Origin of the sequence: Pseudoalteromonas luteoviolacea DSM 6061 (genome assembly GCF_001625655.1) — a bacterium.
GTDB lineage: Bacteria > Pseudomonadota > Gammaproteobacteria > Enterobacterales > Alteromonadaceae > Pseudoalteromonas > Pseudoalteromonas luteoviolacea.
This window is the reverse complement of sequence record NZ_AUYB01000136.1, coordinates 92,817-118,356: the sequence shown is the minus strand read 5'-3', so window position 1 is coordinate 118,356 and position 25,540 is coordinate 92,817. Positions and strand designations below refer to the sequence as shown.

At 42.6% G+C, this 25,540-nt stretch carries 20 protein-coding genes; 9 read left to right on the top strand and 11 right to left on the bottom strand.

What is annotated here, in order from left to right; genetic code table 11:
- Positions 1-10 precede the first annotated feature (10 nt).
- The 9 genes from betA to fadI form a co-directional block, all read right to left on the bottom strand.
- Complete coding sequence (betA, locus tag N475_RS21430; RefSeq protein ID WP_063365929.1) at positions 11-1,663, bottom strand: choline dehydrogenase; 1,653 nt, start codon at positions 1,661-1,663, stop codon at positions 11-13.
- 8 nt (positions 1,664-1,671) lie between these two features.
- The gene (gene betB, locus N475_RS21425; RefSeq protein WP_063357920.1) at positions 1,672-3,135 is read right to left on the bottom strand and encodes a betaine-aldehyde dehydrogenase; all 1,464 of its coding nucleotides are present in this window, start codon (positions 3,133-3,135) and stop codon (positions 1,672-1,674) included.
- Positions 3,132-3,728, bottom strand: coding sequence for a transcriptional regulator BetI (gene betI / locus N475_RS21420; RefSeq protein ID WP_063357919.1), 597 nt, complete (start codon positions 3,726-3,728; stop codon positions 3,132-3,134). The genes betB and betI overlap by 4 nt, the downstream gene beginning before the upstream one ends.
- Positions 3,729-4,153: 425 nt before the next feature.
- The gene (locus tag N475_RS21415; protein WP_063365928.1) at positions 4,154-7,258 is read right to left on the bottom strand and encodes an efflux RND transporter permease subunit; all 3,105 of its coding nucleotides are present in this window, start codon (positions 7,256-7,258) and stop codon (positions 4,154-4,156) included.
- Positions 7,255-8,568 carry an efflux RND transporter periplasmic adaptor subunit gene (locus N475_RS21410; protein ID WP_063357917.1) on the bottom strand — a complete coding sequence of 438 codons (1,314 nt, stop codon included), beginning with the start codon at positions 8,566-8,568 and terminating at the stop codon, positions 7,255-7,257. Before N475_RS21410 ends, N475_RS21415 begins: the two co-directional genes overlap by 4 nt.
- Positions 8,555-9,955 (bottom strand): efflux transporter outer membrane subunit, encoded by a 1,401-nt coding sequence (locus N475_RS21405; RefSeq protein WP_063357916.1) that lies wholly within the window; start codon positions 9,953-9,955, stop codon positions 8,555-8,557. The genes N475_RS21410 and N475_RS21405 overlap by 14 nt, the downstream gene beginning before the upstream one ends.
- 329 nt (positions 9,956-10,284) lie before the next feature.
- A complete protein-coding gene (locus N475_RS21400; protein WP_063365927.1) occupies positions 10,285-10,692 on the bottom strand; it encodes a hypothetical protein in 408 nt (135 codons plus the stop codon).
- A gap of 434 nt (positions 10,693-11,126) precedes the next feature.
- On the bottom strand, positions 11,127-13,229 hold the full coding sequence (gene fadJ / locus N475_RS21395) for a fatty acid oxidation complex subunit alpha FadJ (RefSeq protein WP_063357914.1): 2,103 nt from the start codon (positions 13,227-13,229) through the stop codon (positions 11,127-11,129).
- Entirely contained in the window at positions 13,230-14,540 is a 1,311-nt protein-coding gene (fadI, locus tag N475_RS21390; RefSeq protein ID WP_063357913.1) for an acetyl-CoA C-acyltransferase FadI, read from the bottom strand.
- A 292-nt stretch (positions 14,541-14,832) separates the two neighbouring features.
- Between fadI and N475_RS21380 the strand changes: the two genes are divergently transcribed.
- The 9 genes from N475_RS21380 to N475_RS21340 all read left to right on the top strand — a co-directional run bounded on the left by N475_RS21380 (position 14,833) and on the right by N475_RS21340 (position 23,934).
- Positions 14,833-15,789 (top strand): AAA family ATPase, encoded by a 957-nt coding sequence (locus N475_RS21380; RefSeq protein WP_063357911.1) that lies wholly within the window; start codon positions 14,833-14,835, stop codon positions 15,787-15,789.
- A gap of 15 nt (positions 15,790-15,804) precedes the next feature.
- Positions 15,805-16,746 (top strand): DUF58 domain-containing protein, encoded by a 942-nt coding sequence (locus tag N475_RS21375; protein ID WP_063357910.1) that lies wholly within the window; start codon positions 15,805-15,807, stop codon positions 16,744-16,746.
- 5 nt (positions 16,747-16,751) lie between these two features.
- Positions 16,752-17,186 (top strand): DUF4381 family protein, encoded by a 435-nt coding sequence (locus tag N475_RS21370; protein ID WP_063357909.1) that lies wholly within the window; start codon positions 16,752-16,754, stop codon positions 17,184-17,186.
- Positions 17,179-18,165, top strand: a complete 987-nt coding sequence (locus tag N475_RS21365; protein ID WP_063357908.1) for a vWA domain-containing protein — start codon at positions 17,179-17,181, stop codon at positions 18,163-18,165. Before N475_RS21370 ends, N475_RS21365 begins: the two co-directional genes overlap by 8 nt.
- 1 nt (position 18,166) lies before the next feature.
- Positions 18,167-20,038 (top strand): vWA domain-containing protein, encoded by a 1,872-nt coding sequence (locus N475_RS21360; protein ID WP_063365926.1) that lies wholly within the window; start codon positions 18,167-18,169, stop codon positions 20,036-20,038.
- Positions 20,032-21,672, top strand: a complete 1,641-nt coding sequence (locus tag N475_RS21355) for a BatD family protein (RefSeq protein WP_063365925.1) — start codon at positions 20,032-20,034, stop codon at positions 21,670-21,672. The genes N475_RS21360 and N475_RS21355 overlap by 7 nt, the downstream gene beginning before the upstream one ends.
- A 52-nt stretch (positions 21,673-21,724) precedes the next feature.
- Positions 21,725-22,240: a sigma-70 family RNA polymerase sigma factor gene (locus N475_RS21350; RefSeq protein WP_063357905.1), complete on the top strand. Its 516-nt coding sequence runs from the start codon at positions 21,725-21,727 to the stop codon at positions 22,238-22,240.
- Entirely contained in the window at positions 22,240-22,965 is a 726-nt protein-coding gene (locus tag N475_RS21345; RefSeq protein WP_063365924.1) for a DUF3379 family protein, read from the top strand. Before N475_RS21350 ends, N475_RS21345 begins: the two co-directional genes overlap by 1 nt.
- Positions 22,966-23,076: 111 nt before the next feature.
- On the top strand, positions 23,077-23,934 hold the full coding sequence (locus tag N475_RS21340) for a Tim44 domain-containing protein (protein WP_063365923.1): 858 nt from the start codon (positions 23,077-23,079) through the stop codon (positions 23,932-23,934).
- Between the two features lie 34 nt (positions 23,935-23,968).
- Here the strand turns inward: N475_RS21340 and N475_RS21335 are convergent, their stop codons facing one another.
- Together N475_RS21335 and N475_RS21330 are read right to left on the bottom strand one after the other, a co-directional pair.
- Positions 23,969-24,829 carry a hypothetical protein gene (locus tag N475_RS21335; RefSeq protein WP_081215982.1) on the bottom strand — a complete coding sequence of 287 codons (861 nt, stop codon included), beginning with the start codon at positions 24,827-24,829 and terminating at the stop codon, positions 23,969-23,971.
- 4 nt (positions 24,830-24,833) lie between these two features.
- Entirely contained in the window at positions 24,834-25,502 is a 669-nt protein-coding gene (locus N475_RS21330) for a response regulator (protein WP_063357902.1), read from the bottom strand.
- Between the last annotated feature and the right edge of the window lie 38 nt (positions 25,503-25,540).

Sequence of the window (25,540 nt, the reverse complement as noted above, 5' to 3'; positions counted from 1 at the left end):
TTTTATATATTTAGCGTTGTTGATGATGCCAGTCGGGATGGACAAAAGAGCTTGCGGTAGACGATGGTAAAGGGCTAATCCCCAAGATCATATCTGCGGCTTTTTCTGCAACCATAATTGTTGGTGCGTTTAAATTTCCATTGGGGATCGTTGGAAAGATAGACGAATCGACAACTCGAAGCCCTGCGATTCCATGAACTCTCGTTTCAGAATCTACTACAGCCATATCATCCTCACCCATTTTGCAAGAACATGATGGGTGATATGCGCTTTCTACAGCTTGACGCACAAATTCGTCAATCTCTTCGTCAGACTGAATATGTTCTCCAGGTTGAATTTCACCATCCCTATAGTCATAAAATGCCGCTTGCGAAATGATTTCTCGAGTTAGACGCACACACGCCCTAAAACCCTCTATATCGTCTTGATGTTGTAGATAATTAAACTGAATTTTTGGCGCTTTCGCAGGATCATTTGACTGAACGGTTACGGATCCTCGACTTTTTGGTTTGTTATGCCCTACATGAACCTGAAACCCGTGACCCTCAAATGCAGATTTACCATCGTATCGAATTGCTGCGGGTAAAAAGTGATACTGAATATCAGGCCACTCGACACCAGCCTTAGAACGAATAAATGCACACGACTCGAAGTGATTCGTAGCTCCCAACCCTGACTTGTTCAAAATCCACTTGGCACCAATTAGGCCTTTTGATATTAGTCCAAGCTTGCCGTTTAACGTGATAGGCTGTTTGCATCTATATTGAAAGTAAAACTCAAGATGGTCTTGCAAATTCATACCAACACCAGGCAAATGATGTTTTACTTCAATTGCCGCTTTTTCCAATATTTTTGAGTCACCAATTCCCGATAATTGCAAGATATGAGGCGAGCCAATTGGCCCAGCACTCAAAACAACCTCTTTATCAGCTTTGGCGGTAATTAAAGCATCACCCAAAGCGTATTCCACACCTTTCGCATGCCTACCGTCTAACAGTACTCGTGTTACTTTAGCGCCAGTTACCACAGTCAAGTTATTGCGGGTTTTGATTGGATCCAGATATGCACGGCTTGTAGAACAGCGAACTCCGTCCTTTACAGTCATATGCATCGGACCAAAGCCCTCTTGCTGCTCTCCATTGTAATCATTAGTAACCGAATAACCGGCTTCTTTTCCTGCCTCAATAAAAGCACGATAAAGGGGGTTCACCATATTGTTGCCGTTGTTGACACCTAACGGGCCTTTTCCGCCTCGGTAATCATCTTCGCCCAAAAGCCATGCTTCCGCCTTTTTGAAATAGGGTAAACAGGTCTGGTAGTTCCAACCTTTAGCACCATGACTTTCCCACTCATCAAAATCCTTTGCATGGCCTCTCACGTAAACCATGCCATTGATTGAAGAAGATCCACCGAGCACCTTTCCTCTCGGGCAGTGCATTTTGCGATTATTTAAATATGGCTCTTCCTCAGTATGAAATTGCCAAGCATATTTCTCGGTATTCATAGGAATAGAGAGCGCAGTAGGCATTTTAATAAAAATGCTCTTATCTGAGCCGCCAGTTTCAAGTAACAGGACCTTATGTTGTGGGTTGGCTGAAAGGCGATTTGCCAAAACGCAACCAGCAGATCCAGCACCAACAATGATATAATCAAATTGAGACATAAGCCCTCCTAGAATGGGCTTTCTATCTTGCTCATACCAACATACACAGATTTAGTCTGCGTATAGCTGTTGAGCGTTTCGATACCATTTTCTCTACCAATTCCAGACTGTTTATAGCCTCCAACTGGCATCTCGGCAGGAGAATTTCCATAGCTGTTTATCCAGCAGATACCTGCATTTAACTGATGGATTACCCTATGAGCTCTTTGAATATTTAAGCTAAATACACCCGCACCTAATCCTAGGTCAGTATCGTTTGCTCGAGCAATTACATCTTCTTCATCTTCAAATGTCAGAACGCTCAATACTGGCCCGAATATTTCTTCTTTTACGATGGTCATATCGTCGGTGCAGTCAACGAAAATAGTCGGCGCGACAAAGTATCCATTTGGAGCAGATTGTGGCGATAAGGCATGACCTCCGGTCAAAAGAGTGGCGCCTTCATTTTTACCTATTTCTATATAATTAAGAACCAGTTGCTGATGCTTTTTGGAAATTAACGCACCTAAGTTTACATGTGGCTCAAGTGGATTTCCTGCAATGATATTTTTTTCAGTACGCGCTTTAAGTTCATCGATAAATGGCTGATAGATTCCTTTATGAACGTACACTCTTGTGCAGTTGGTGCATATTTCACCTTGCGTATAAAAGTTACCTAACATCGCCGCACTGACAGCCTCTGATACATCGGCATCTTCAAATACGATAAGTGGAGACTTACCTCCTAGTTCCATCGTCACGTCTTTGAGATTGGACGCTGCGCTATGCATTACATGTTTTCCGGTACCTACTTCGCCAGTAAAAGAGACTTTTTCAATATTAGGTTCAGAGGTCAGCCACTGGCCTACTTCTGCTGCGCCTTGCACAACGTTAAATACACCCGGAGGCATGCCTGCTTCGATAAAAATTTCGGCTAGCTTAATAGCACCCAACGGTGTTTCTTCAGATGGTTTGAATATTAAACTATTACCTGTCGCAAGTGCTGGACCTGACTTCCAGCAAGCTATTTGCAAGGGGTAATTCCATGCGCCGATACCCGCACAAATACCCAAAGGTTCCTTACGAGTGTAAAAAAAGTCACTGCCCACTGGCTGTTGAGTACCAACTTGTGTTGGGGCCAAACCGGCAAAATATTCAATCACGTCCGCACCAGTCTGGATATCAACACAATCAGCTTCTTGAATCGGCTTTCCAGTATCCAATACTTCTATTCGTGCCAACTCATCATTTCTCTCCCTAAGCAACGCAACCGCTTTGTTTAAAATCCTGCTGCGTTCAACTGGCGCCATTGCTGACCATATCGCAAAACCTTGTTTCGCACTCTCAATTGCGCGAGCTTGAACATATTCATCGGCGACCTCAACATGATAAATTACTTCATCAGTGGCTGGATTTTTAACAGGAAATGTTTCTTGAGATTGATTCGCGATAAATGCGCCATGAATAAAGTTTTGATAAACCACCGTGGTCATACTTTTACTCCAGAAGATGAAATTAGAGATGAGATATACTGCTTAGCCAGCAGCTCGGCTTCTTTGAACGATTCTTCGCCTGCTTTACTTAGCACTGCACGCAACCACAGTCCATCAATCATAGCCGCGGCTAATTTAGCCGCTTGCTGCGCTTCATCCTTATTAAAATAACCCAGAAATGAATATGTTAAGTTGCTATAGAGCCTTTTCGAATTAACTAACTGTAAACGGTGCAGCTGCCCATCATGCATCGAATGGGCCCAGAAACTTAACCAAGTTCTTGTCGTTTTGCTCTGCTGTTGAACCATTGAGAAGTTAGCTTCGACAATGAACATTAAGCGATCATACGCGTTGGTACTGGGTTCTACTTTTGAAAGTAAGCTGGTTTTCAAGTTTGTCAAAAGGTAACGAACAGTGGCTTCCATCAAGCCCTGTTTGCCACCGAAGTAATGGCTAATAATCCCAGACGATAATCCGGCTCGATTACTAATACTATTTATTGTCGTTGCATGTAGACCAAGCTCTGCAACTGATTCCAACGTCGCATCTATTAGTTGCTGTCGACGTATTGGTTCCATTCCAACTTTAGGCATATTTATTTTAATTGAACGTTCAATTAATATAAATTATATAGAGCTCTAACCATTATAACAATAAGCAATTCTGACCTCAGGCACAGATCTACTTATCAACCCCTTACCAAAAAACGCAAAAATCAAATTTAAGAAATTGATTTTTATATATTTATTTTATTTTCATATCGTTTAATAGAAGCGTCAAAAATAACAACACAATTGTTTTTAATACCGCATAGCAAGAAAAAGAGTAGCCCTCTAATTATATGTGGTCGGTGTAATATGTCCCGAGCGAGCTATGGAAATAACGAAAAAATGGGAAGTATCATTGATAAAGCGGTGTGTTGAGTTGGCGCTCGAGAAGTTGATCAACTTGATGATATCGTACATCCCTCTGATTGCTAGGGGGGTATGTACAATATCACCAAGTTAAGTAGAAAAGTTTATACGGCCTTTAATTTGAGCATGCTCCCTAGGCTTTGGACCTTATCCACTATTAGATAATTTACAGGTACGAGCAGTAAAGTGATGAAAGTGGCAAAAACAATACCAAACCCTAAAGACACCGCCATCGGGATCAAAAACTGCGCTTGGGTTTCTTGCTCGAACAGAAGTGGCATTAGGCCGAAGAACGTTGTAATACTTGTTAACATTACCGGTCTAAACCTTGCCGCTCCCGCACTCAAAACGGCATCCATGACTTCTTTCCCTCTGGCTTTTTGTTTGTTGATGTAATCCACCAATACCAAAGAGTCATTCACCACAACGCCAATTAACGCCAACATCCCAAGTAAACTCATAATGGTCAGTTCCATGGACATTATCCAGTGGCCAATCACTGAACCTATCAAACCAAACGGGATCACACTCATCACTATTAATGGCTGAATATAAGATTTAAATGGAATAGCCAATAACGCGTAAATTATAAAAAAGACAAATAACAAGGCCCAGCCTAGTGAACCAAAAGAGTCACGCTGCTCTTTTGCCTCACCTTCTAAAGAATGTGTAACGCCGGGGTATTGCAATACCAGTTGATCTAAAAATACTCTTAGTTCCTCTTGTAACACCGTCATATTGGTATTTTGTTTTTCAATATCCGCCGTGATATTGACCGTCCGATACCTGTCAATACGATAGATATTTGATGGACTTTGACCCGGAATTAATGTGGCCACATGACTCAGTGGCACAGCCGCAGAATTAGGCGTGTCAATTAGCAGAGTATTCAAAGTTGCCAAATTGCTACGCTCCTTTAAAGGCAAACGCACCATGACTCTTACATCGTCTCTACCACGCTGAATACGCTGTACTTGCGCACCAAAAAAGGCACTGCGAATTTGTCTCGACACGTCTGTACGTGTCAACCCCAAAGCCTTGCCTTGCTCGGTTAATTCTATTTGTAGCTCTTCTTTGCCGTCGCTCAAGCTATCTGTAATATCAAAAACCGTTGGAAATGTCGCCAGTTGCGCTTTTACTTTGTCCGCAGCTTCTCTTAACACTTCAAGAGAAGTGCCTGTCAATTGCACATCAATGGGGTCACTTGAACGACCAATTTCCGCCCTAAACGTTAAACTTTCTGCACCTGGAATACGACCTATTAAAGTACGCCACTCTCTAACAAGTTGACGAGAGTCGATACTGACTGAGCGAGATTCTGGAGGTGTGATTTCAAAGCGGACACGCCCAGAATTTGAAGCGCCACCTCGCCCTCCTGTAGTAGCCAAAATGTGCGTAATGACACTTTCACCCGTTTCAGGATCGGTATATTTGTCCTTCAAAAGCTGTGCTTTATCCGATATTAGGTCAATATACTTTGCCGTCACTTCAAACGGTGTTCCTGTTGGTAAGGTCAAATTTGCGCGCACGGTTTCACTTGGAATACGCGGAAAGAATATAAACTTTGTCCAGCCACTCATGATTAACGCAACGATTATCATGAACACACCAACAAATGCGCTGAGTGTGACCGCTTTGTTAGAGACAGCAGCCTTTAGCGCTGGTTGATAATACTTCAGTATTGCGCGCTCAAAACCATCTGCAAAGTTCTGCTGAAATTGACTAAATTTATTTGTTTTTGCTTTATCTTTACGCAGTTTTAAGTTTTTAAGATGTGCCGGTAAAACAAATTTAGATTCAATTAATGACATTAACAAAACAGGAATAACAACAACAGGAATTTGTGCAAATATGGCGCCACGCACCCCGTCAATGAAGGCAAGAGGTAGGAAGGCCGCAACGGTGGTTAATATACCAAAGGTTACTGGCGTCGCCACTTCTTGGGTGCCCTTAATCGCGGCCATTTCACCAGACTCAGAGCTATTTAAATGAGTGTAGATGTTTTCACCGGTGACAATGGCATCATCGACCACAATCCCGAGAACCAAAATAAATCCAAACAAACTCATGATGTTTAAGCTCATACCAAAAATAGGCAACGCTAAAAAGGCGCCCATAAAAGACACCGGTATTCCAATAAAAACCCAAAATGCAATTGCTGGTCGCAAAAAGAGAGTCAACAACGCCAGTACTAAAATTCCCCCTTGCAATGCATTGGAAGCAAGCGTAGCAATACGTTTTTTGACAATGACTGAATCATCATCCCAATAACTTAGCTCGTAGCCATATGGCAAGGAATCTTGGCGCTCTTCAATGTAAGCTTTAACTTTGTCAGCGACCTCAATGGCACTTTGCTGTCCTATTCGATATACCTCAATAAATGCTGCTTGCTTTCCGTTAAAGCGAGTGCGGACTGGCGTTTCTTCAAATCCATCAATGATGTTGGCCACATCGGATAAATAAATCACTGAGCCATCAGCATTTGTTTTTATTGCTATATTTGCGAATTCATCTTTGCGATACGCCTGTCCTTTTGAGCGCAGTAATATATCTCCACCAGATGATTTTAAATTACCAGCCGAGATATCTGCACTTGATTTAGCAATCAGATCCGAAATTTGATTTATCGACAAATCGTATTGGCGTAATTTATCTTGACTTACCTCTATGGCTACTTCGTAGTCACGTACCCCATCCAACTCAACTTGAGTGACACCCGAAATCTTCAGCAAATCATCTCTGACTTGCTCTGCAAACTCTCTTGTTTCTTTTTCCCCATAACTGCCAGCTACAGTCACAGTAATAACATCCCGTTTTCGTTGCGCTAAAGAAATAACGGGCTTCTCTGCATCCGCAGGAAAGGTATTAATCGCATCGACCCGACTTTTTATATCAGCTAGCATTTCCCTGGGGTCATAGCCATTTTCAACCTCTATAGTCACATTTGCAGAGCCTTCTGCTGATCGGCTAGATATTTTTTCAATTCCCTCTAGGTCTTGCACTGCTTCTTCAATACGAATTGCCACACCCTGCTCTACATCCTCGGGAGTTGCGCCTCTTAAGGTCATGCTAATACTAATACGGTCGGTTTCAAATGAAGGAAATACTTCTAGTGGAATTTTGGTTGAAAGCGCGAATAAACCACCAAACAAAATTGATATCATCAATAAATTGGCGGCAACCGAATTGCGTGTAAACCAAGCAATCATATGCCTTTCTCCTGTGCTCTATCACGACGCTCTGCCATTACCTGATCAACAGTGACTCCACGTTCTTTAGCAATTTTTTGCACTCGACGTTGCTGTTTTTCACTCAGTTGTTCCCAACTTTTAGCATCTTTTGTTTTGTTATCAGGTGAACGATTCATTACTGCTACACGAGTTCCTGAGCTAACTTGACCTAGTGGCGTTGTTACTAATCTCATACCATTCGATAGTCCCGATTTTACAATCGCGTTTTCTTCGCTTTGCCACGCTAGAGTGATCTCCTGACGCATCAACAGATCATTGTCATCCAACACATACACATAGCTTCCCTGATAGATAGCACTATTGGGGATCGTAATAGCGTTTTTAATCGTCCTTCCTGCGATTCGCGCATTGACATACTGGCCGATTTTGATTGCAAAATTGTCTTGCTGCTCCATTGAATAAGGGTCATCAATTTGAGCAACAACATACAACTGTTGTGATAACTCGTTTATGGCCCCTTCTGTACGGACAATTTTGCCCACCCACTGTTGTTCAACGCCAAGATCTGAGCTCAATAAGACGCTTGCGAAATCACCATGTTTGGTACCTTCTCTGGATTGTTCTGGCAGAGTTAAAAACGCAAGGTCACGATTGTTTATAGGCAACCTCACCTCAACATAATCAATGGCATATATTTGTGCCAATTGGCTGTTTGTAGAAATCACCTGTCCAAGGTCCACCTTTTTGCTCAAAATACGCCCTGCAAATGGCGCTATAATTTGCGTGCGTTCCAAAGCCAGTTCTGCCTTGGCGAGTTGGGCCTGTGCTGAGAGCACGTTTGCGCGCTGTGCTGCTAGCTGCGGTTTTCGCAAGACTAAGTCACTCGGCTCTGAGCCGTCACCCAATCTTTGCCAGTCAACCTCAGCTTGTTTCCCGCGGGCTTCTTCTTCAATCAGACCTTGCTGAGCACTTAATAAGGTTGCTTTTGCGACCTGAACTTCGGCATGATAATCCCTGTCATCAATGCGCAACAAAAGCTCACCTTTTTCAAAAAAGCCGCCATCTCTAAAGTTGTCGTTAATCTCGCTGATTTCGCCTGAAACCTGTGCCACTAACATACTTTGAGTGCGGGGTTGAACAACACCATAACTGCTAATTTCCATAGTGAAAGGAGCTGTAGAAACTGTTTGAAAATCTACCGTCATCTGAGCTTGAGGCTTACCTTGTCCTCGCTTGGCTTTGGGCGGGTTTGACGTAATAAACATGACCAATAAGATTGAAACAACCAGCACCGCGGCTGGTAAAACTATTTTTTTAACTGGATTCATTGTTGTCTTCCTTAGGCTGAGATGATTTAAAGTCTCCGCCCAACGCGAGATGGAGCTCTACACGGTTTTTAATTAATTCATTCTTGATTGAGATAAGGCTGCTTTGTGCTTCAAATGATCGCTTTTGTGCGTCCAAAACAGTGGTATAACTAACTAGACCTTTTTGGTACTGCTCAAAGGAAAGCTGCTCTGCAAGTCGTGCATTTTTCTCAGAAACTAGCGTCTCTTGATATCGGCTACGTAACGCTTGCTCTGCGGTTATTCCGTTTTCTACCGTTGTAAAAGCATCCTGCAAACTGTCTAGATAAGACAACTCTTGAGCTCTTAGCTGTACTTTTGCGAGCTCTTCGTTTGCTGCTAGTTTTCCGGCATTGAAAATAGGTGCTGAGACTCCCGAAAGTAAGGACCACCCTGCTGATGACATGGAAAATGCATCTTTGAAATCGTTACTACTAGAGCCGTAGGACGCAGTCAGATTGATACTTGGAAAGCGGCTTTTGTGAGCAAAAGCCAGCGCTGCATCCTGTGCTAATAGTTTATACCAACTAGACATTAGCGCAGGTTTACGGCTCACAAGCTCCGAGGGCACACCTACGTTAATATTTGAACTCAATAATGGTAATTCTGCATGCACACCAAGTTGAGCACTAGGATATTCACCCACCAGCCGCTCTAGCGCACGCTTTCTTTCACTTACCAAAGCACTTTGCTGTGCTACTTTCGCTTTTTCATTACTAAACTCATTGCGAGTCAAGTACACATCTAGGGCGCTATTTAAGCCTTGTTTATAGCCGTTTTCGATAATATCTAAATTCTGTTCAACCAGCTCTAATCTTTGATGAAGTAATTCAAGCTGTTTTTGTCCCTCTATAACGGCGAACCAGCTAATAACCACATCAGCCACAAGATTATGCTGCGCTTGCATAAACTCTGCATGACTAGCCATTACATTGAGGTTGGCTTGACGGTCTTCGTCAGCGAGTTTCCCCCAAAGGTCTAGTTCATAACCCACTTTAAGACCGAGTTCATGACTACTAGAATACTCTTCTGTACTGGCAGATTTGCGCCTTGTGCTATCAAAAGAGACTTCCAGAGTAGGCCATAAAGCACTACCACTAATGATAAGCTGTTGGCGAGCAGTTTCAATTTCGAGAGCTTTTGTTGTTATTGATAGGTTATTGCTTAACGCCAGTGATACAAGTTTATGTACTTGAGGATTGTCTAGCTGCGCTAGCCAATTGGACTGTACGTTACCTGCAGTATGCGTTTGCTGCCACGTTACCGGCATGCTCAATTGGCTTTGATAATCCTCTCCGATTTGAGAAGTCGCGCTACATCCAACCAAGACACCTGTGACTGCAAATACAAACACCATGTTTTGCCACATTATTCTCTATTCCTACAGAGTCTACGAATAATACTTTAGTTTAGTGCGCAATAAAGCAATGACTCAATAAACTTTACATAGCCTTACAATCGGTCATTTTTTGCGTAAAAGTAAGTAATACGTTGTACTCGTACCAATTAAGAAAAGATCAATAGAGATTGTCGATAGCGCCAATGTGTAGCAAGAAGAGAAGCCAAGTTGAAGTGTGCAATTAGTAATCAGTTAAATAGAGACTGAGTGTTAATAGCCAGCCTCTGATGGTTTTTATCACAAGTGCGTTTAGCCACAACTCTTTCAAGTGTGCGATACGATGTGACTAAAAATAAACGTTATGCGCGGCCTTGAGCAAAACACTGCCAACCTGGGCCTACAGCCCAATATTTGCAGTAAACACCTGGTGTTTTTGTCGAATTGGCAGCACTACGCCAAGCACTTATTGCATTTGCTGTCGCGTTAGCTTCACTGTAACCCCAAGCACTCACTTTTATTATTTCACCTGCTGGCGGTGTGGTGCTTTTCTTTCTTAAGCGGCCATCACACTGCCAAGGTGGGCCCATTTGAGGGCTGTAACAATTGATACTTAAAACGGTGTAATTATTTCGAGAGGCGTAGTTATGTATTGAGCTTTGCGCTTGTGCCTTGGTAGTGCCATATGCACTGTAAGTTATGTCACTGGCTAATACCTGACAAGACCCAGCCAACGCAGTTGCTAATATTAATTTCTTTAGTACTTTCATGCTCTATTCCTTTATCAAAAGCTAAAAATAGAATTGATCAATTATCACTCAAGGTAAAGTGCTCCAAATTGATATATCCTCAATTATAAAATAGACTCACTCATAGCGCAGTGATTACAACACAATGTATTAAAAGGGGTTTTTAACTCCGCGCGGTTAACACAAATAAACTTCATATTAAATAATTAACACGTGAACGGGGAGATTTTTACCCTAAACAAAGTATAAGTAATACCCAATCTTGAGATACCAATAGAACTTATTACTGCCAGTCAAAGGTTAAACTTGCTTTTGTTTTAGTCGAGCGAAAAGTTACTTTTTTATGGATTGGAGATGATAGCGGGCAAGTATTTAAAAATAATCAGTGCTGATTTTTGTTTTAGATGTAAAAACACCCCGTATGAGGGGTGTTTTTACAGTTCATTTAATTTTTCTTAGCCGTAGTATGCTTCACCAGCTTCAGCTTTTGCTCTGAGTGGTTCAGAAGGCGTAAAGACTTCATTTTCAGTCGCGTATGTCGACAATTCAGAACATACTTTATTAATGCCACGTTTATCCATATAGCTAAACGGTCCGCCTAAGAATGGTGGAAAGCCAATACCGAATATTGCGCCAATGTCACCATCCCGTGCAGAAGCAATGATACCTTCATCAAGGCATCTTGATGCTTCATTTAACATTTGGGCTACGCATCGGTTAGCAATTTCTTGTTTGTTCAGTCTAGGGGCTTGTGTAATGCCCAGTAATTCATAAACTGACTCGTCAACTTTTTTACCTTTTTTACCTTCATAGGTATAAAAGCCTCTACCCGTCTTACGACCTAAACGCTTGTTGCTGATCATACGTTCAAAGGCATTTGGCGCTTTAAAGCGTTCGCCCAACTCCTTTTCTAAGATAGGAGCAATTTTTGAGCCAATGTCAATGCCGACTTCGTCAAGCAGAGCCAATGGCCCAACAGGGAAACCAAACTCTACCAACGCTTGGTCTATTTTTTCAATCGGCTCTCCAGCTAACAGTAAGCTGGCTGCTTCGTTAACGTACGGAGCCAAAATTCTATTCACGTAAAAACCAGCCTTGTCTTGAACGACAATTGGCGTTTTCCCTTGTTTGCGCGCGAAGTTAACCGTTTTTGAAATCGTGTCTTCTGATGTGCCTTCATGGGGAATGATTTCTACAAGCGGCATTTTCTCAACAGGTGAAAAGTAATGTAGGCCAATCACATTTTCTGGGCGCGCTGCTTTCTCGGCTATTTGCGCAATCGGCAGTGATGACGTGTTACTTGCAAAAATAGTATTTTCTGAACACGCTTTTTCAATATCTGCGACCATTCCCTGCTTTAACTCTAGGTCTTCAAATACGGCTTCAATAACTATATCAATATGCTCAAAACCGCTGTAATCAGTTGTACCAGTGATGCTGTTCATAGTTGATTGCATCTGTGCTTTTGACAAAATACGACGTTTTTGCTTCTTAGATAAAATTTTATAGCTGTAATTGAGTGCGTTACTGATCCCCTGATGCGCAACATCTTTAATACGCACACGGACGCCTGCTTTAGCTGCGCTAACATGGGTAATGCCGGCGCCCATCAAACCACCACCTAATACAGCTGCGCGCTCAATTTTCGCTTCACTATCGCTTTGCCACTCTTTTTTCATTTCAGTCGTCGCAAAGAAAATTCCTCGTAACGAGCGTGAAACCTCAGTCATCACGAGATCTGCAAACCCTTCAGCTTCTGTTTTGTATGCTTTTAGCTCATCAAGCTCAACTGATGCTCTAACGGCTTTAATGATTGCAAAAGGCGCTGGGTAATGGCCACCAGTTTTCTTTTCAACATTTTCTTGCGCTTTTTTGAAAATGACGTTTCGGCCAAACGGGTTAGATTCCAATAACTGGCTGAGTTTATCTAGTTTCGGCTTACGAGGTTTTGGCTTACCCTTTCTTGCCAGTTTGATAGCGACATCCATCAAGATACTCAAAGGCACACACTCATCAACCAAGCCTGCTTTACTTGCCTGCTTAGCTCTAACTTGCTTGCCTGTCAGCATCCATTCTAGTGCTTTTTGAATACCCACAAGTTTAGGTAACCTTTGAGTGCCACCACCACCAGGCAGCAAACCAAGCTGTACTTCTGGTAAACCTAACTTGGTTTTGTCGTCATTTGTACAAACGCGGTAGTCACAAGCCAGCGCAAACTCAAGTCCACCACCTAATGCAGCACCGTGAATAGCCGCAACGGTCGGATACGGTAAGGACTTCATTTTAAAGAATGCCTGCTGGCACATTTCTGACAAACGTAATGCATCTTCTCGTGTGTTTGCGTTGTCGAGCATTTTAATGTCTGCACCGGCAATAAAGTTGTCTGATTTGCCGCTTACAAACACCATCCCAGTTACGTCGTCTTTTTTGCCCTGCTCTAGGATTTCTAGCAACTCATCGGCAAAAGAGTCACGCAGCGTGTTCATCTTTTCGCCCGGTACATCAATAGTAACTAGGGCAACTTTATGACTGTTTAATTCATAATTAAATACTGACATTTATGCACTCTCCAATACAAAAGCCGCACCTAAACCACCTGCCGCACACGCGGTTGTAAGCGCAAGTCCGCCACCACGACGTTTAAGTTCATTTAAACTCTGCGTGATCAAGCGCGCTCCTGTCGCTGCAAATGGGTGTCCGTATGCTAACGAACCCCCATTTACGTTAAATTTATCCATATCGATTTCGCCGATAGCCTTACTGCGCCCAAGTTTTTCTTGCGCAAACTTATCCGATGCAAACATTTTTACGTTTGCAAGCGCTTGAGCTGCGAAAGCTTCATGCATTTCGATCAAATCTAGGTCTTTCAACTCAATACCTGCTCTATCTAATGCCAGCGGAGTTGAGTGCGCAGGCCCCATGAGCATGTCTTCATGTACACCAATGGCTGAAAAAGCATAAGAGCGTACATAACCAAGTATTTCATAACCTAGGGCTTTTGCTTTACTCTCACTCATCATAAGAACAGCAGCTGCACCATCTGTCAGTGGCGTCGCATTTGCCGCCGTCACTGAGCCATGTTTTCTATCAAATACAGGGCGTAATTTAGCATAGCCTTCTAGAGATGAGTTCGCTCTGATATTGTTATCTTTCTCGATGAAGCCTTTGTAAGGCTCGACATGGGCAGCCATAACTTCTTGCGATAACAAACCGTCGTCCCAAGCTTTTGCTGCAAGTGAATGAGAACGGTGCGCTAACGCGTCCTGCTCTTCGCGGCTAATGCCGTGAGACTTGGCCATTTGCTCAGCAGTATCTCCCATAGACAAGCCAGTTGAGTATTCAGCAACGGCAGGTGGTACAGGTAATAAATCTTTTAATCGTAATTTAGAGAAGATTTTCAGACGTTGGCTAAGTGTTCTCGCTTTGTTTAGATCAACTAGGCTACCCGCAAGTTTTTTACTAACACCAATCGGCAATACTGATGACGAATCTGCACCACCTGCTATACCTACAGCGGTATGACCAGCAATAATTGATTCAGCAACGTTTGCAACCGCTTGAAAGCTCGTCGCACAAGCTCGAGATACTGAGTATGCATCAACTGACACAGGCATACCCGTGCCAAGAACGATTTCACGAGCAATGTTGGGTGCTTCAGGCATTTGTACAACTTGCCCAAACACAAGTTGGTCAATTTCTTTTTTATCGATATTCAAGCGCTCAAGCATTTCGTTGACCACGGTTTTACCCAAGTCTAATGCAGGAACGTGATGGTAAGCTGTAGCTTGCTTCGCGAAAGGAGTACGCAAGCCACTAACGATGGCAATACGGTCTCCGTTTATTGTTTTTAGAATGTTTTGTTCAGACATGAATTTTGCTCTCCCGCTGACAGGTCTGACCTGTTATTTTAATCCGATTCTAAACAACCGAACTCGTTATGCCAATAAAAATTTAGAAATTGTCTGTAAAATCACAGCGCAAATTAAACTTAGCGCGAAAATCAAACAATTCAAAAAGCTGCTGAAAAATATATTAAAAATTTGGAACTAAACCGGATTATGCGGTCTAAGAAAAAAGCGGAAATACACCTCAAAAGCTTGAGTTTTCCTTTTCAATCCATATAAATAAGCAACAAATTTGTCATAACAAGGACAAACAAGCATGGCAGTTAATGAGTTTACTGAACTAAAAAAATATCTTGATACACAAATATTGGGTCAACCAGACCTAACTGAAGCGCTTCTTATTGCAATTTTGGCTGATGGCCACCTTTTGGTTGAAGGTCCACCTGGACTTGCTAAAACACGTGCAGTTAACGCCTTAGCTAAAGGGATCGAAGGGAGCTTCCAACGTGTTCAGTTTACCCCGGATCTGCTACCTGCAGATATCACTGGTACCGATATATATAGACAACAAACCAGTGAATTCGTTTTTGAAAAAGGCCCTCTTTTTCATAACTTGATTTTGGCAGATGAAATTAACCGTGCACCCGCTAAGGTTCAATCGGCGTTGCTAGAAGCGATGGCTGAAAGGCAAGTTACGGTCGGTAAAACAACATACCCACTACCTGACCTATTCATGGTAATGGCAACACAAAACCCACTGGAACAGGAAGGTACTTATCCACTACCTGAGGCGCAACTAGACAGGTTTTTATTACATCTAAATATAGATTACCCCGCTGCGCAAACTGAATTAGAAATTCTGCGCCTGACAAGGGGTGAAGCGCTAAGTGATGAGAAAGTATCTTATAACCCAATTAGTCAGCAAACATTGTTTGAAGCACGCAAAAAAGTATTAGCACTTCATTTAGCTGAACCATTGGAACAATACTTAGTGCAATTGATTATTGCCACTAGAGAGGCTGCCAAGTTAGATGAACAACTCGGTGCATGGATTGAGTTAGGCGCGAGCCCACGTGCGACAATCGCATTAGATAAATGCGCTAGAGCTCACGCATGGTTGCAACAACGAGACTTTGTCACGCCAGACGATATTCAAGCAGTTTTGCATGATGTGCTTAGACACCGCATTATTTTGAGTTACGAAGCGCAGGCTGATGGCATCACTAAAGATCAAGTGATCAGCCGAATTCTTGAGTTAGTGCCTGTACCATAAATCAGGCCGATTTATATGAAAACGAATATAGATATTACAAGCTGGTTTTCAAACAGTCACAGCAATGGTTTCGAGTTAGGGTTAAAAGAGTTACTTTATTATAAAGCCAAGTCCCAACTACTTGACCTAAAACCAAAAGGACAGATCCGTAGCCCTCAAGCTGGACAGTACCTTGCCCCTCATAAAGGGCGAGGTATGGAGTTTGCTGAAGTGCGCCAGTATCAATATGGTGACGATATTCGAGCAATCGATTGGCGCGTTACTGCTCGTACCGGTGAAGCGCATACAAAGCTTTACCAAGAGGAAAAAGAGCGCCCTGTCTTTGTCTTTACAGATTTGTCAAACAGCATGCTATTTGGCAGTCAGCTATTGCTTAAGTCAATACAAGCGGCACACCTCAGCGCGCTAGTTGCTTGGTCAGCTACTCAGCGGGGAGATAGACTAGGCGGTGTGGTGTTTTCCGAGCATAACCATCACGAATTGAAACCAACTGCGCGAGATAAAGGCGTGTTGGCCTTTTGTCATCAATTGTGCGATGTCCACAGTGCAAGCCTGAAAAATAGAGATCAGCAATCCAATAGTCATTTTAATGAAAACTTGCGCCGCCTTAAGCACCTAGCCAAGCCTGGCAGTTTAATTTATCTCATTTCAGACTTTTCAGACTTAAATGATGAAAGCTTCTCATTGCTCGAAGGTTTAAGCCGCCACTGTGAGCTTATTGGCTGTCAAGTTAGCGATCCCTTTGAACATCAACTTCCCGAGTATAGTGATGCAATTGAGATTCAAGGTGCGCAAGCTTCGTGGACACTGCCCCTTGGCGACAAAAAGTTTAGAGATAAATTTGCAAAGCGAGCTGAGCAAGTTTTTAGTACACGCTTACGCCGTTTAAGTCGCTCAGGCATGACCATGCTTAACTTTTCAGCAGCGCTACCACTAGAAACTCAGCTCGCCAGGTAACATGTATGACTCCTTCTCCACTTGATGCCCTAAATGACGTTTTACCACCAGAGCAAGTGAGCTGGTGGCCCCTTTCACTACCAATGTGGGCACTCATTTTAATAACCATAATACTCTTAATTTGCTTTGGTGTTTTTACGTATCGACGCTGGCAATTTTCCGCGGCAAAGCGCGAAGCTATTAAGTTAAGTGCTGATTATAAAAACGATCCGCTAAAACTACATGGTCTGCTAAAGCGACTGACCAAGCACTACTATGGAAACCAAGCTTCATCTCAATCCAGCGCTAACTGGTGCAAAACGCTGAATAGTTTGTCAAAAGTGAATTTTCAAGAAGCAGATATTGTGTCGTTATATAACCCAGATCCTAATAACGATTTGCAACCCAAGCTAATCGAAGCAATAAAAACGTATAAAACAAAGGAGCGCCTAGATGTTTGAAATTGAGTGGCCTTGGGCGTTTTTATTGCTCCCTCTACCTTGGATTATCGCAAAAATAAAGCCTCAACCAGCAAAGACCCCACAGAAAATTCGCATGCCTAGTTATGCAACGCTAAGTGGTGCAGGTACAGACAGCCAATCTGTAACAGCAAAAAATAACTGGTTAGAGATTTTAATATGGGCCCTGTTGGTAACAGCTCTGAGTAATCCTAGTTGGTTGGATGACCCAATCACACTTCCAAGCGAAGGGCGTGATATTATGCTTGCAGTCGATTTGTCACACTCCATGGCTGAAGAAGACATGGAATACAATGGCCGCTATGTCGACCGCCTTTCTGTTGTTAAAGCTGTACTAAGCGATTTTATAGAAGAGCGCCAAGGTGATAGGCTGGGGCTAATATTATTTGCCGATACAGCCTTTTTACAGACCCCACTTACACGCGACATAAACACCGTTAGTCAAATGCTTAAGGAGTCTCAAATTGGCCTAGTAGGCAGAGCAACCGCTATTGGAGATGCCCTCGGTTTGGCTGTGAAACGCTTTAATCAAAAAGAAGAAAGTAACCGTATTTTAATTTTACTAACTGATGGTAGAAATACAGCGGGAAATCTTGAGCCTGATGAAGCCTTAATCCTTGCTAGAGAAGAAGGTATTAAAGTATACACTGTTGGAGTGGGTTCGGATGGTCGCAGAAATATGGGATTCTTCTCAATGGGAAGCATGGGTGGCAATAACATTGACGAACAAACATTAACCCATATTGCAGACGAAACAGGTGGTAAATACTTTCGAGCTAAAAACGTACAAAGTTTACAACAGATATATGCCGAACTGGATAAACTAGAGCCAATCACTGACGAAGACGAAACATTCCGACCAAAACTAGCACTATTTTATCTCCCTTTACTTGCCGCAATTGCATTGTGGGGGCTAGTAATCATCATACGTACAGCAAGACAATGGAGGCGAGAGAACTAAAATGACCGAGTTCCAATTCATCCGCCCAGATTTACTTTGGCTTTTGATACCTTGGGTTTTTATAAGCCTGTTACAGTGGTATAAACGCACAAACACTCAAGATACTAAGATTATTGCACCACATTTAGCTGGTGTGGTTTTGGCTAACAGTGAACAACAAAAAGTAAGCCACAATTCTTTGCTGACTACTTTAATTTTGTTACTCAGTATAATTGCTGTTGCTGGACCGAGTATTGAAAAGCAAAGCGTACCTGTATATTCAGCCAAGCAAGCAAGAGTAATTGTGATGGACATGTCGTACTCAATGTACTCAACGGACATCGCACCAAATCGGCTAACCCAAGCACGTTTTAAAACATTAGATATGTTGCAGCTTTTCAAAGAAGGTGAAACGGCTTTAGTTGCTTACGCACAAGATGCATTTATCGTTTCGCCTTTAACCAGTGACATAAAAACCCTAGAAAACCTTGTGCCAAGTATTAGCCCTCAAATTATGCCAGGCAAAGGGGCCAATGTACTGGCGGGTATAGATCAGGCTAAAACATTGCTTGAGCAAGCCAACTATTCGCAAGGGGAAATAATTTTAGTCACCGATGAGGTGGAAACCGATGAAGTCGCCGATATTCAATCGCTACTTTCTGGCAGTGGCTTTAAACTCCATGTTTATGGGGTTGGAACCCCTCAAGGTGCACCCATTAGTGTTCCAGAAGGTGGTTTTTTAAAAGACAGATATGGACAAATCGTGGTTCCGAAACTTTATGTAGATCGGCTTAAGTCTTTGGCTCAAAGGCTTGGCGGAAAGTACGCTACTTACACACCTGATAGTTCGGATATTCAATCCTTTGCTAATTTGCAGCGCAGTGATATTGAACAACCAGAAAAACCGAATGAAACATTATGGAGTATTGATGCCGGTAAGTATCTACTGTTGGTTATTTTACCACTAGCTTTGATTGCTTTTAGAAAAAGCGCTTTAGCACTGTGCATCACTTTGATAGCATATTTGCCAAGTACACCAAGTTATGCTGCCGAGTGGCAGTCATGGTTTAAAAATAAAGACCAAAACGCCCTATCCGCTTATCAAGCGCAAGATTATGAAAGTGCAGGTTCAGCTCACAACACCTCTCTAAAGGGCGCAGCGTTATATAAACAAGGTAATTACGAACAAGCAGCAGAAGTATTGACTGGTACAAATTCGTCAATTGGACAATACAACTTGGGTAACGCATTGGCGCAGCTAGGCAAACTAGACGAAGCTGTTGAGGCATACAATCAAGCATTGAATATAAATCCTGATTTCGAAGAGGCTAAACAGAACAAAGCTTTGGTCGAACAACTCAAAGAGCAACAGCAGAACCAACAAGATCAACAGCAAGATGGCCAGCAAGATCAGCAATCCTCGGACCAACAGCAAGATCAACAACAGCAATCTCAGGAGCAATCAAATTCGGATCAGCAAGGTGAGCAAAACTCACAGCAGCAAGATTCACAAGGTAATGAGTCCGATGAACAACAAAGAGACCAGACTCAAAGTGCTGAAGGTAATGAGCAAGAGGGACAAGAAAACCAAAACCAGCCAGAGTTAGCTAATAAAGAGTCAGACCAACAACAGCACTCCGAAGCACAACAAGCTCAACCGACTCCTCAAAATGCGCAGCAATCCGATGAAACAAATACACGCCAAGGAGAACAACAAGTTGAGGCACAAATGCGCGAGCTGACACCCGAAGAGAAAGAGAAAGCCCAACAGCTGGATCAATTGCTCCGCAGAGTGCCGGACGATCCAGCTATTCTTCTCAAGAATAAAATGCTTTTGGAATCTAGACAAAGACAACAACAAAGACAACCTGTAGGAGCAGAAAAGTCATGGTAATGCGATATGCTATTTGTTTTTTAATTTGTGCGCTCGCGCTACCTACTTGGGCTATAGACAAGCTTACAGCAAGTATTGACAAAAACCCGGTTCTTGTTGGTGAGTATTTTACGTTAACAATAGAAGCCAATGGCAAAGTCTCAGGGCAAATGCCCGACACCAGTGCGCTTGCTCAGAGTTTTGTGACTGGGCCTGTGAACACTAGCTCTAGAACACAAATCATCAATGGCAGTATGAGCAGTGCAACTACTTGGCAAATGCAAGTTATGTCAAGACGTGCCGGAGACTTTACGATTCCAGCCTTTGAAGTCGCAGGTCAGCAAAGTCGACCGATTGAAGTTAAAGTCGTGGCACGAGATCAAGATGCCAGTGAGCAAAAGGATGTCTTTATCAAAGTGAGTTTAGAGCCTCAGTCTCTATTTGTTCAACAAGCAGCCCTTTATACAATGAAGCTATACATCGGCAAGGATTTAATTGAAGCTCAGCTCAGTGAACCTGTGATGAAGGATGCCACCTTAACGGCAATGGGTCAGCAAGAGGAGAACTATGAAATAGTAGACGGGAGACGATATCGTGTCATCACAAGAAACTATCTTATCCAACCTCAAAAGAGCGGCAGCTTTACCATTGACCCGCCTGTTTTTAATGGTCAAGTCAGAGAAGGCTATCGTCGTATGGCTATGAGCGCGATTGGCGATTCCATCGAAGTTGAAGTCAAACCTATACCTAACGACTATCGAGGCGACTGGTTACCGAGTGAGTTAGTAAATTTAGCCGAAGAATGGCAACCAGACAGCAACAAAGTCATTGTTGGCTCCCCTATCACCCGTACATTTACGCTAACAGCACTGGGTATAACTAAAGAACAAATGCCTGACATTGAAGTGCCAAGTGTTGAAGGCTTTAGAATTTATCCAGATGAGACTGACAGAAATCAAATGGCAAGAGATGGTCGTGTGATCTCTCAATTGGTTGCATCTTACGCCATACTGCCACAAAAGCCGGGTGTATACACCTTGCCTGAAATTAAATTGCCTTGGTTCAATACGGTTATCAACCGAGCTCAGTACGCTACCCTGCCGGCGCGAACTATTGAAGTTGTAGCAGATCCAAATCAGCCTCTGTTACCAGCCCAAGCAGAGCCTCAAGCTTCGAATAATAGCCAAGTACCTAACGCTACGGTTGAGCCTCAAATAGTTTATAAAGAGGCAGAAAAGTCGATTGTAGATTGGGCAATTACGACATTAGGTTACATACTATGGATAGTTACTTTAATCATTTTGTTGCTAAAGTCTCGTAAGCAGCCAGTAACCAATGAAATACTTGAGCAGAAGCCCGTAATGAAAGATATCACTGCTTTAACCAAAGATTTAGCGTCTGCTTCAAAACAAGGTGATACCAATGCATTTTACAAGTCACTAAGACGATATGTAGAAGTTGGTAAGAAACGCACTGTCAAGTCCTGGCTAAGGGAACAAGAGCCCGAAATCAGGGACGAAATTGCAAAACTGCAAGCATCCCTTTATAGTGCCAACAAAACTGATGTGGATATTCTCTCGCTGTACAAAAAAATAATAAGTACTGAAAAACGAGAAAAATCAGGTACTCAGAACCGCCTAGAGAAGTTGTATTAAAATAATATGGCGGAAAATGAAATAATATTGCTAAAGGCAAGGTCTAGTTAGCATGACCCAAAAACAAAAACGTTATGAATCGTTGGTGCAGGTCTACCATACAGAGCTTTATCGCTTTGCTTATTGGCTGTGCCAAGATCCAAGTATTGCAGAGGATTTGGTTCAAGAGACTTTTTTGCGTGCATGGCGCTCATTAGACGCTTTGCAAGACGAAAAAGCAGCCAAATCTTGGTTATTAACTATTTTGCGACGCGAAAATGCGCGTCGCTTTGAAAGAAAACAATTTGACTATGCGGATGTTGAGCACGACACGCTAGAGGACACCAAAAGCACGTCGTTAGATGACGAAATGGAACAAACTGTTGTGCAAAGACAGATAAGCCAGTTAGCGCCTGAATATAGAGAACCATTATTGCTACAGGTTGTAATGGGCTGCTCAGGTGATGAAATCGCAGAAATTTTGGAGTTAAACAAAAACACAGTCATGACTAGATTGTACCGAGCGAGAAATCAGCTAAAAGAGGCATTAACCAACGTGAATGAATCAGCAAGGGGGGCATCAAACTGATGGATGATTTAGAATTTCGTCGTCGCCTGTTCGCCGATCCAAACGATGAGCAGCTTGCGTTAGAGGCGAAAAATGACCCGGAAAAACAACGGTTAGTTGACGAAGCGCAAGACTTTGACACTATGCTAAGCGGCGCCTTCAATGTGCCAGTTCCGAGTGATTTACAAGCAAAACTACTTGCACAAGTAGAGGAAGAGCCAGTTGCAAAAGCAACTGCTAAAGTTGTCAATATCGCTTGGCATAAACGCTTTTCAGTTCCCATAGCTTCTGCTGCATCTGTGGTTATGGCAGTGTTAGTGTATTTTAGTTCTGCAGTACATGCGCCGCTTCACGCTGGTGAGCACGCCTTGGAGCATGTCTACTACGAAGAAAGCGCACTTAGACTGAGTAAAGAAGTGACTTTGCAAGTAGTAAATGAAAAGTTGGCGATGCTTGGTGGCAAATTAGAATCAATGCCTGGAAAAGTGACTTACGCAACATTTTGTAATTTCAAAGGGCAAAGAAGCTTGCACCTTATTTTCCAATCAGCTCATGGTCCAATGACCGTTTTTATTGTGCCAAGTGATAGCAACGATTATCGTGAAGGTGAATCTCACTTTAAAGATGGAAGATTTGCAGGCTCAATAAATAAAGGAAAGTACGCAGACACGATATTAGTCGCCAATGTTGGAACGCCGATTGAAAAATATCAAGGCGAAGTCAACAACTCCTTACGCTGGCTATAAAAATAAGGCGCATTAAGCGCCTTATTTGTTCCTAAAACCAACCTATTTTAGTTCATTTCATACGTTATTTTATTTAAAATGACAGGCAGTATTTAAACTTAGAGGAAAACCATGAAACAATTCTTTGTTTTATTGACTATCGTTTCGATGTTGTTTGCAACAGCTTTTGATGCTGAAGCTCGTAAAAAGTTTGGCGGTAAAAAGAAAGGCAAAACACATCAAACATCTACTGTTCAACAGAAAAAGCAAGTCGACACTAAATCTCTTGCTGCTCAGCAAGGTGCTAAGAAAAAGTCGAGTAAAAAAGGTATTATGGCTGGTGTTTTAGGCGGCCTTCTCGCTGGTGGCTTGATTGCTGCAATGCTTGGTGATGATTTTGAGGGTTTCCAGTTCCTTGAAATGATCCTGTTAGCGGTTGCCGCATTTGTGCTATTTAAAGTCATTAAGAGCTTTATGAGTAAAAAGCAGCAGCCTCAAATGGCTGGCGCACCTAACTTTGGCCAACAGCAGAGCCAACCTTTTTCTCAACCTCAGCAGTTCCAAGCAAATCAAACAGCTGGTGGCTTTGGTGCGACTCAAGATGTTCCATTCAACCTGCCCCGTGATTTTGACGTGAACGGATTCCTACAGGGAGCTCGCTCTCACTATCAAACAATCCAAGCTGCTTGGAATAAAAAAGACTACGCCACAATGGCCGAGTATCTTAGCTCTGAGCTAGTTGAAGAATTCCGCCAAGAGCGAGAGCAACAAGGCGATGTAGCCACTGAAGTGATGTTTGTAGATGCTGAGCTTGCTCGTGCAGATGTCAGCGCGGACAAGTGGGAGATCAGCGTTATGTTCAGAGGTAAATACCGTGACTTGGGTGACATGCAAGAAGAGCCAATTCACGAAGTTTGGCACCTTGAGCGTAAGACTCAAGGCGATGCACCTTGGTTGATTGTAGGTGTTGAAGACCTGATCGACAGCTAAACAATCCATTAAAAAGGCGCTTATAAGCGCCTTTTTATTTGCCTCTTTGCTTATTCAGTATTTTGCGATGAGCATCTAACTCTAACTCAAAGTCACATACCTGAGGAAGTTGGTTGATACCCCACTCAGTTAGACGTTGATAAGACTGAATGAAGGCTTCAATTTGCTGTTCACTCAATCCCCTGCCAGTTTTTGCAATGAGCTTTTGCTCTTGCTCTGCTCGCCATTTAAATACATGTTTAAAGCTTTTCCCGTTTAGAAATATAAGCTTATCAAATTTACTAAATAAGCTTTGATAGTCGGCAGCTAGAAACATATTGACAGTACTTCTAAATGAGGCGTCGTGATCTTGGAGCATTTCGAATTGATTACATGGTAATTTTAAGCGCTCTTCAGGCTCAGGGGGCACCCCTAAGCACCAGCCTTCGAATATCAATACATCTAGTGGCGCATTCACTTTTGTCCATAAATCTTCACTAAGTGGATTGTCTGTAGATTTATCAAATCTAGGAAGCACTAGGGACTTTCTGTTTTTAAAGCTTTCAAGGACTGTTTGAGCCGCTTTGACATTGTGAGTGCCCGGGACACCACGAGTCTCAAAAGCAGGATGTAAACTCCCTGCTAACTCTAGTCTTTGATTTTTACTTAAATAAAAATCATCCAGTGAAACTGTCTCAGCAGAAAAGCCTTGTGCTCGCAAATAAGCAACAAAATAAGCTGACAGAGTGGATTTACCACTTCCTTGACAACCGGATATCGCAATACAAATTGGCTGCTGTAAATCACTGACAGCCGACTTAAACCAGCTTAGTGCGTCAGTAACATTTTCCGCATAATCATGGGGGAGCTGCCAACTTTCGCAAAATTGTATTTGCCATGGAGCCAGTTGCTGCATGCCACTAAACCTCAAACTTATACCCTACTCCGTAAATTGAATGAATAAATTCACACTCTGGTGCAATATCATGAAGCTTTTTGCGGATTTTTTTGATGTGACTATCTATGGTTCGATCACTTACAACTCGGTCATCGTCATAGATTGATTCCATTAAACGAGCACGATTGTATACCCGCCCGGGATGTTTAAACATGGTTTGTAACAGCATAAACTCTACATGAGTTAAATCGGTCCGGTTACCCGCATAGTTAACAAACATGGTTTCTTCGTCTAAGTGGAGTCCAGTTTGGATCGGAGCAGAATTATTTGTACGCCTTAGAATCGCTTTAACTCTAGCTACGACCTCTTTTGGGCTGTAAGGTTTGCAGACGTAATCATCGGCACCAACTTCCAATCCTAAAAGGCGGTCAATTTCTTCCACTTTAGCGGTGGTCATAACAATTGGCACTGAAGAGTCTTTGCGCACCTCATTACAGATTTGAATGCCATCTACCGAAGGCAACATTAAATCTAGGAGAATAATATCAGGCCCAAAAGTTCGAATTCGCTTGAGTGCATCCCCCCCATCCATAACAATGTCGTATTCATAACCTGCTTGCTCAAGGTACTTGCCTAAGATATTTGCGAGTTTTTCTTCATCTTCGACAATTAATACTTTTTGTTTATTCATGTCAGTACCTTAACCTTCAAATGACTTATTTAAAATTG

What these genes read in the sequence shown, in the direction of transcription:
- betA (WP_063365929.1), bottom strand. Translation starts at nt 1,663, where the DNA reads ATGTCTCAATTTGATTATATCATTGTTGGTGCTGGATCTGCTGGTTGC.
- betB (WP_063357920.1), bottom strand. Translation starts at nt 3,135, where the DNA reads ATGACCACGGTGGTTTATCAAAACTTTATTCATGGCGCATTTATCGCG.
- betI (WP_063357919.1), bottom strand. Translation starts at nt 3,728, where the DNA reads ATGCCTAAAGTTGGAATGGAACCAATACGTCGACAGCAACTAATAGAT.
- N475_RS21415 (WP_063365928.1), bottom strand. Translation starts at nt 7,258, where the DNA reads ATGATTGCTTGGTTTACACGCAATTCGGTTGCCGCCAATTTATTGATG.
- N475_RS21410 (WP_063357917.1), bottom strand. Translation starts at nt 8,568, where the DNA reads ATGAATCCAGTTAAAAAAATAGTTTTACCAGCCGCGGTGCTGGTTGTT.
- N475_RS21405 (WP_063357916.1), bottom strand. Translation starts at nt 9,955, where the DNA reads ATGTGGCAAAACATGGTGTTTGTATTTGCAGTCACAGGTGTCTTGGTT.
- N475_RS21400 (WP_063365927.1), bottom strand. Translation starts at nt 10,692, where the DNA reads ATGAAAGTACTAAAGAAATTAATATTAGCAACTGCGTTGGCTGGGTCT.
- fadJ (WP_063357914.1), bottom strand. Translation starts at nt 13,229, where the DNA reads ATGTCAGTATTTAATTATGAATTAAACAGTCATAAAGTTGCCCTAGTT.
- fadI (WP_063357913.1), bottom strand. Translation starts at nt 14,540, where the DNA reads ATGTCTGAACAAAACATTCTAAAAACAATAAACGGAGACCGTATTGCC.
- N475_RS21380 (WP_063357911.1), top strand. Translation starts at nt 14,833, where the DNA reads ATGGCAGTTAATGAGTTTACTGAACTAAAAAAATATCTTGATACACAA.
- N475_RS21375 (WP_063357910.1), top strand. Translation starts at nt 15,805, where the DNA reads ATGAAAACGAATATAGATATTACAAGCTGGTTTTCAAACAGTCACAGC.
- N475_RS21370 (WP_063357909.1), top strand. Translation starts at nt 16,752, where the DNA reads ATGACTCCTTCTCCACTTGATGCCCTAAATGACGTTTTACCACCAGAG.
- N475_RS21365 (WP_063357908.1), top strand. Translation starts at nt 17,179, where the DNA reads ATGTTTGAAATTGAGTGGCCTTGGGCGTTTTTATTGCTCCCTCTACCT.
- N475_RS21360 (WP_063365926.1), top strand. Translation starts at nt 18,167, where the DNA reads ATGACCGAGTTCCAATTCATCCGCCCAGATTTACTTTGGCTTTTGATA.
- N475_RS21355 (WP_063365925.1), top strand. Translation starts at nt 20,032, where the DNA reads ATGGTAATGCGATATGCTATTTGTTTTTTAATTTGTGCGCTCGCGCTA.
- N475_RS21350 (WP_063357905.1), top strand. Translation starts at nt 21,725, where the DNA reads ATGACCCAAAAACAAAAACGTTATGAATCGTTGGTGCAGGTCTACCAT.
- N475_RS21345 (WP_063365924.1), top strand. Translation starts at nt 22,240, where the DNA reads ATGGATGATTTAGAATTTCGTCGTCGCCTGTTCGCCGATCCAAACGAT.
- N475_RS21340 (WP_063365923.1), top strand. Translation starts at nt 23,077, where the DNA reads ATGAAACAATTCTTTGTTTTATTGACTATCGTTTCGATGTTGTTTGCA.
- N475_RS21335 (WP_081215982.1), bottom strand. Translation starts at nt 24,829, where the DNA reads ATGCAGCAACTGGCTCCATGGCAAATACAATTTTGCGAAAGTTGGCAG.
- N475_RS21330 (WP_063357902.1), bottom strand. Translation starts at nt 25,502, where the DNA reads ATGAATAAACAAAAAGTATTAATTGTCGAAGATGAAGAAAAACTCGCA.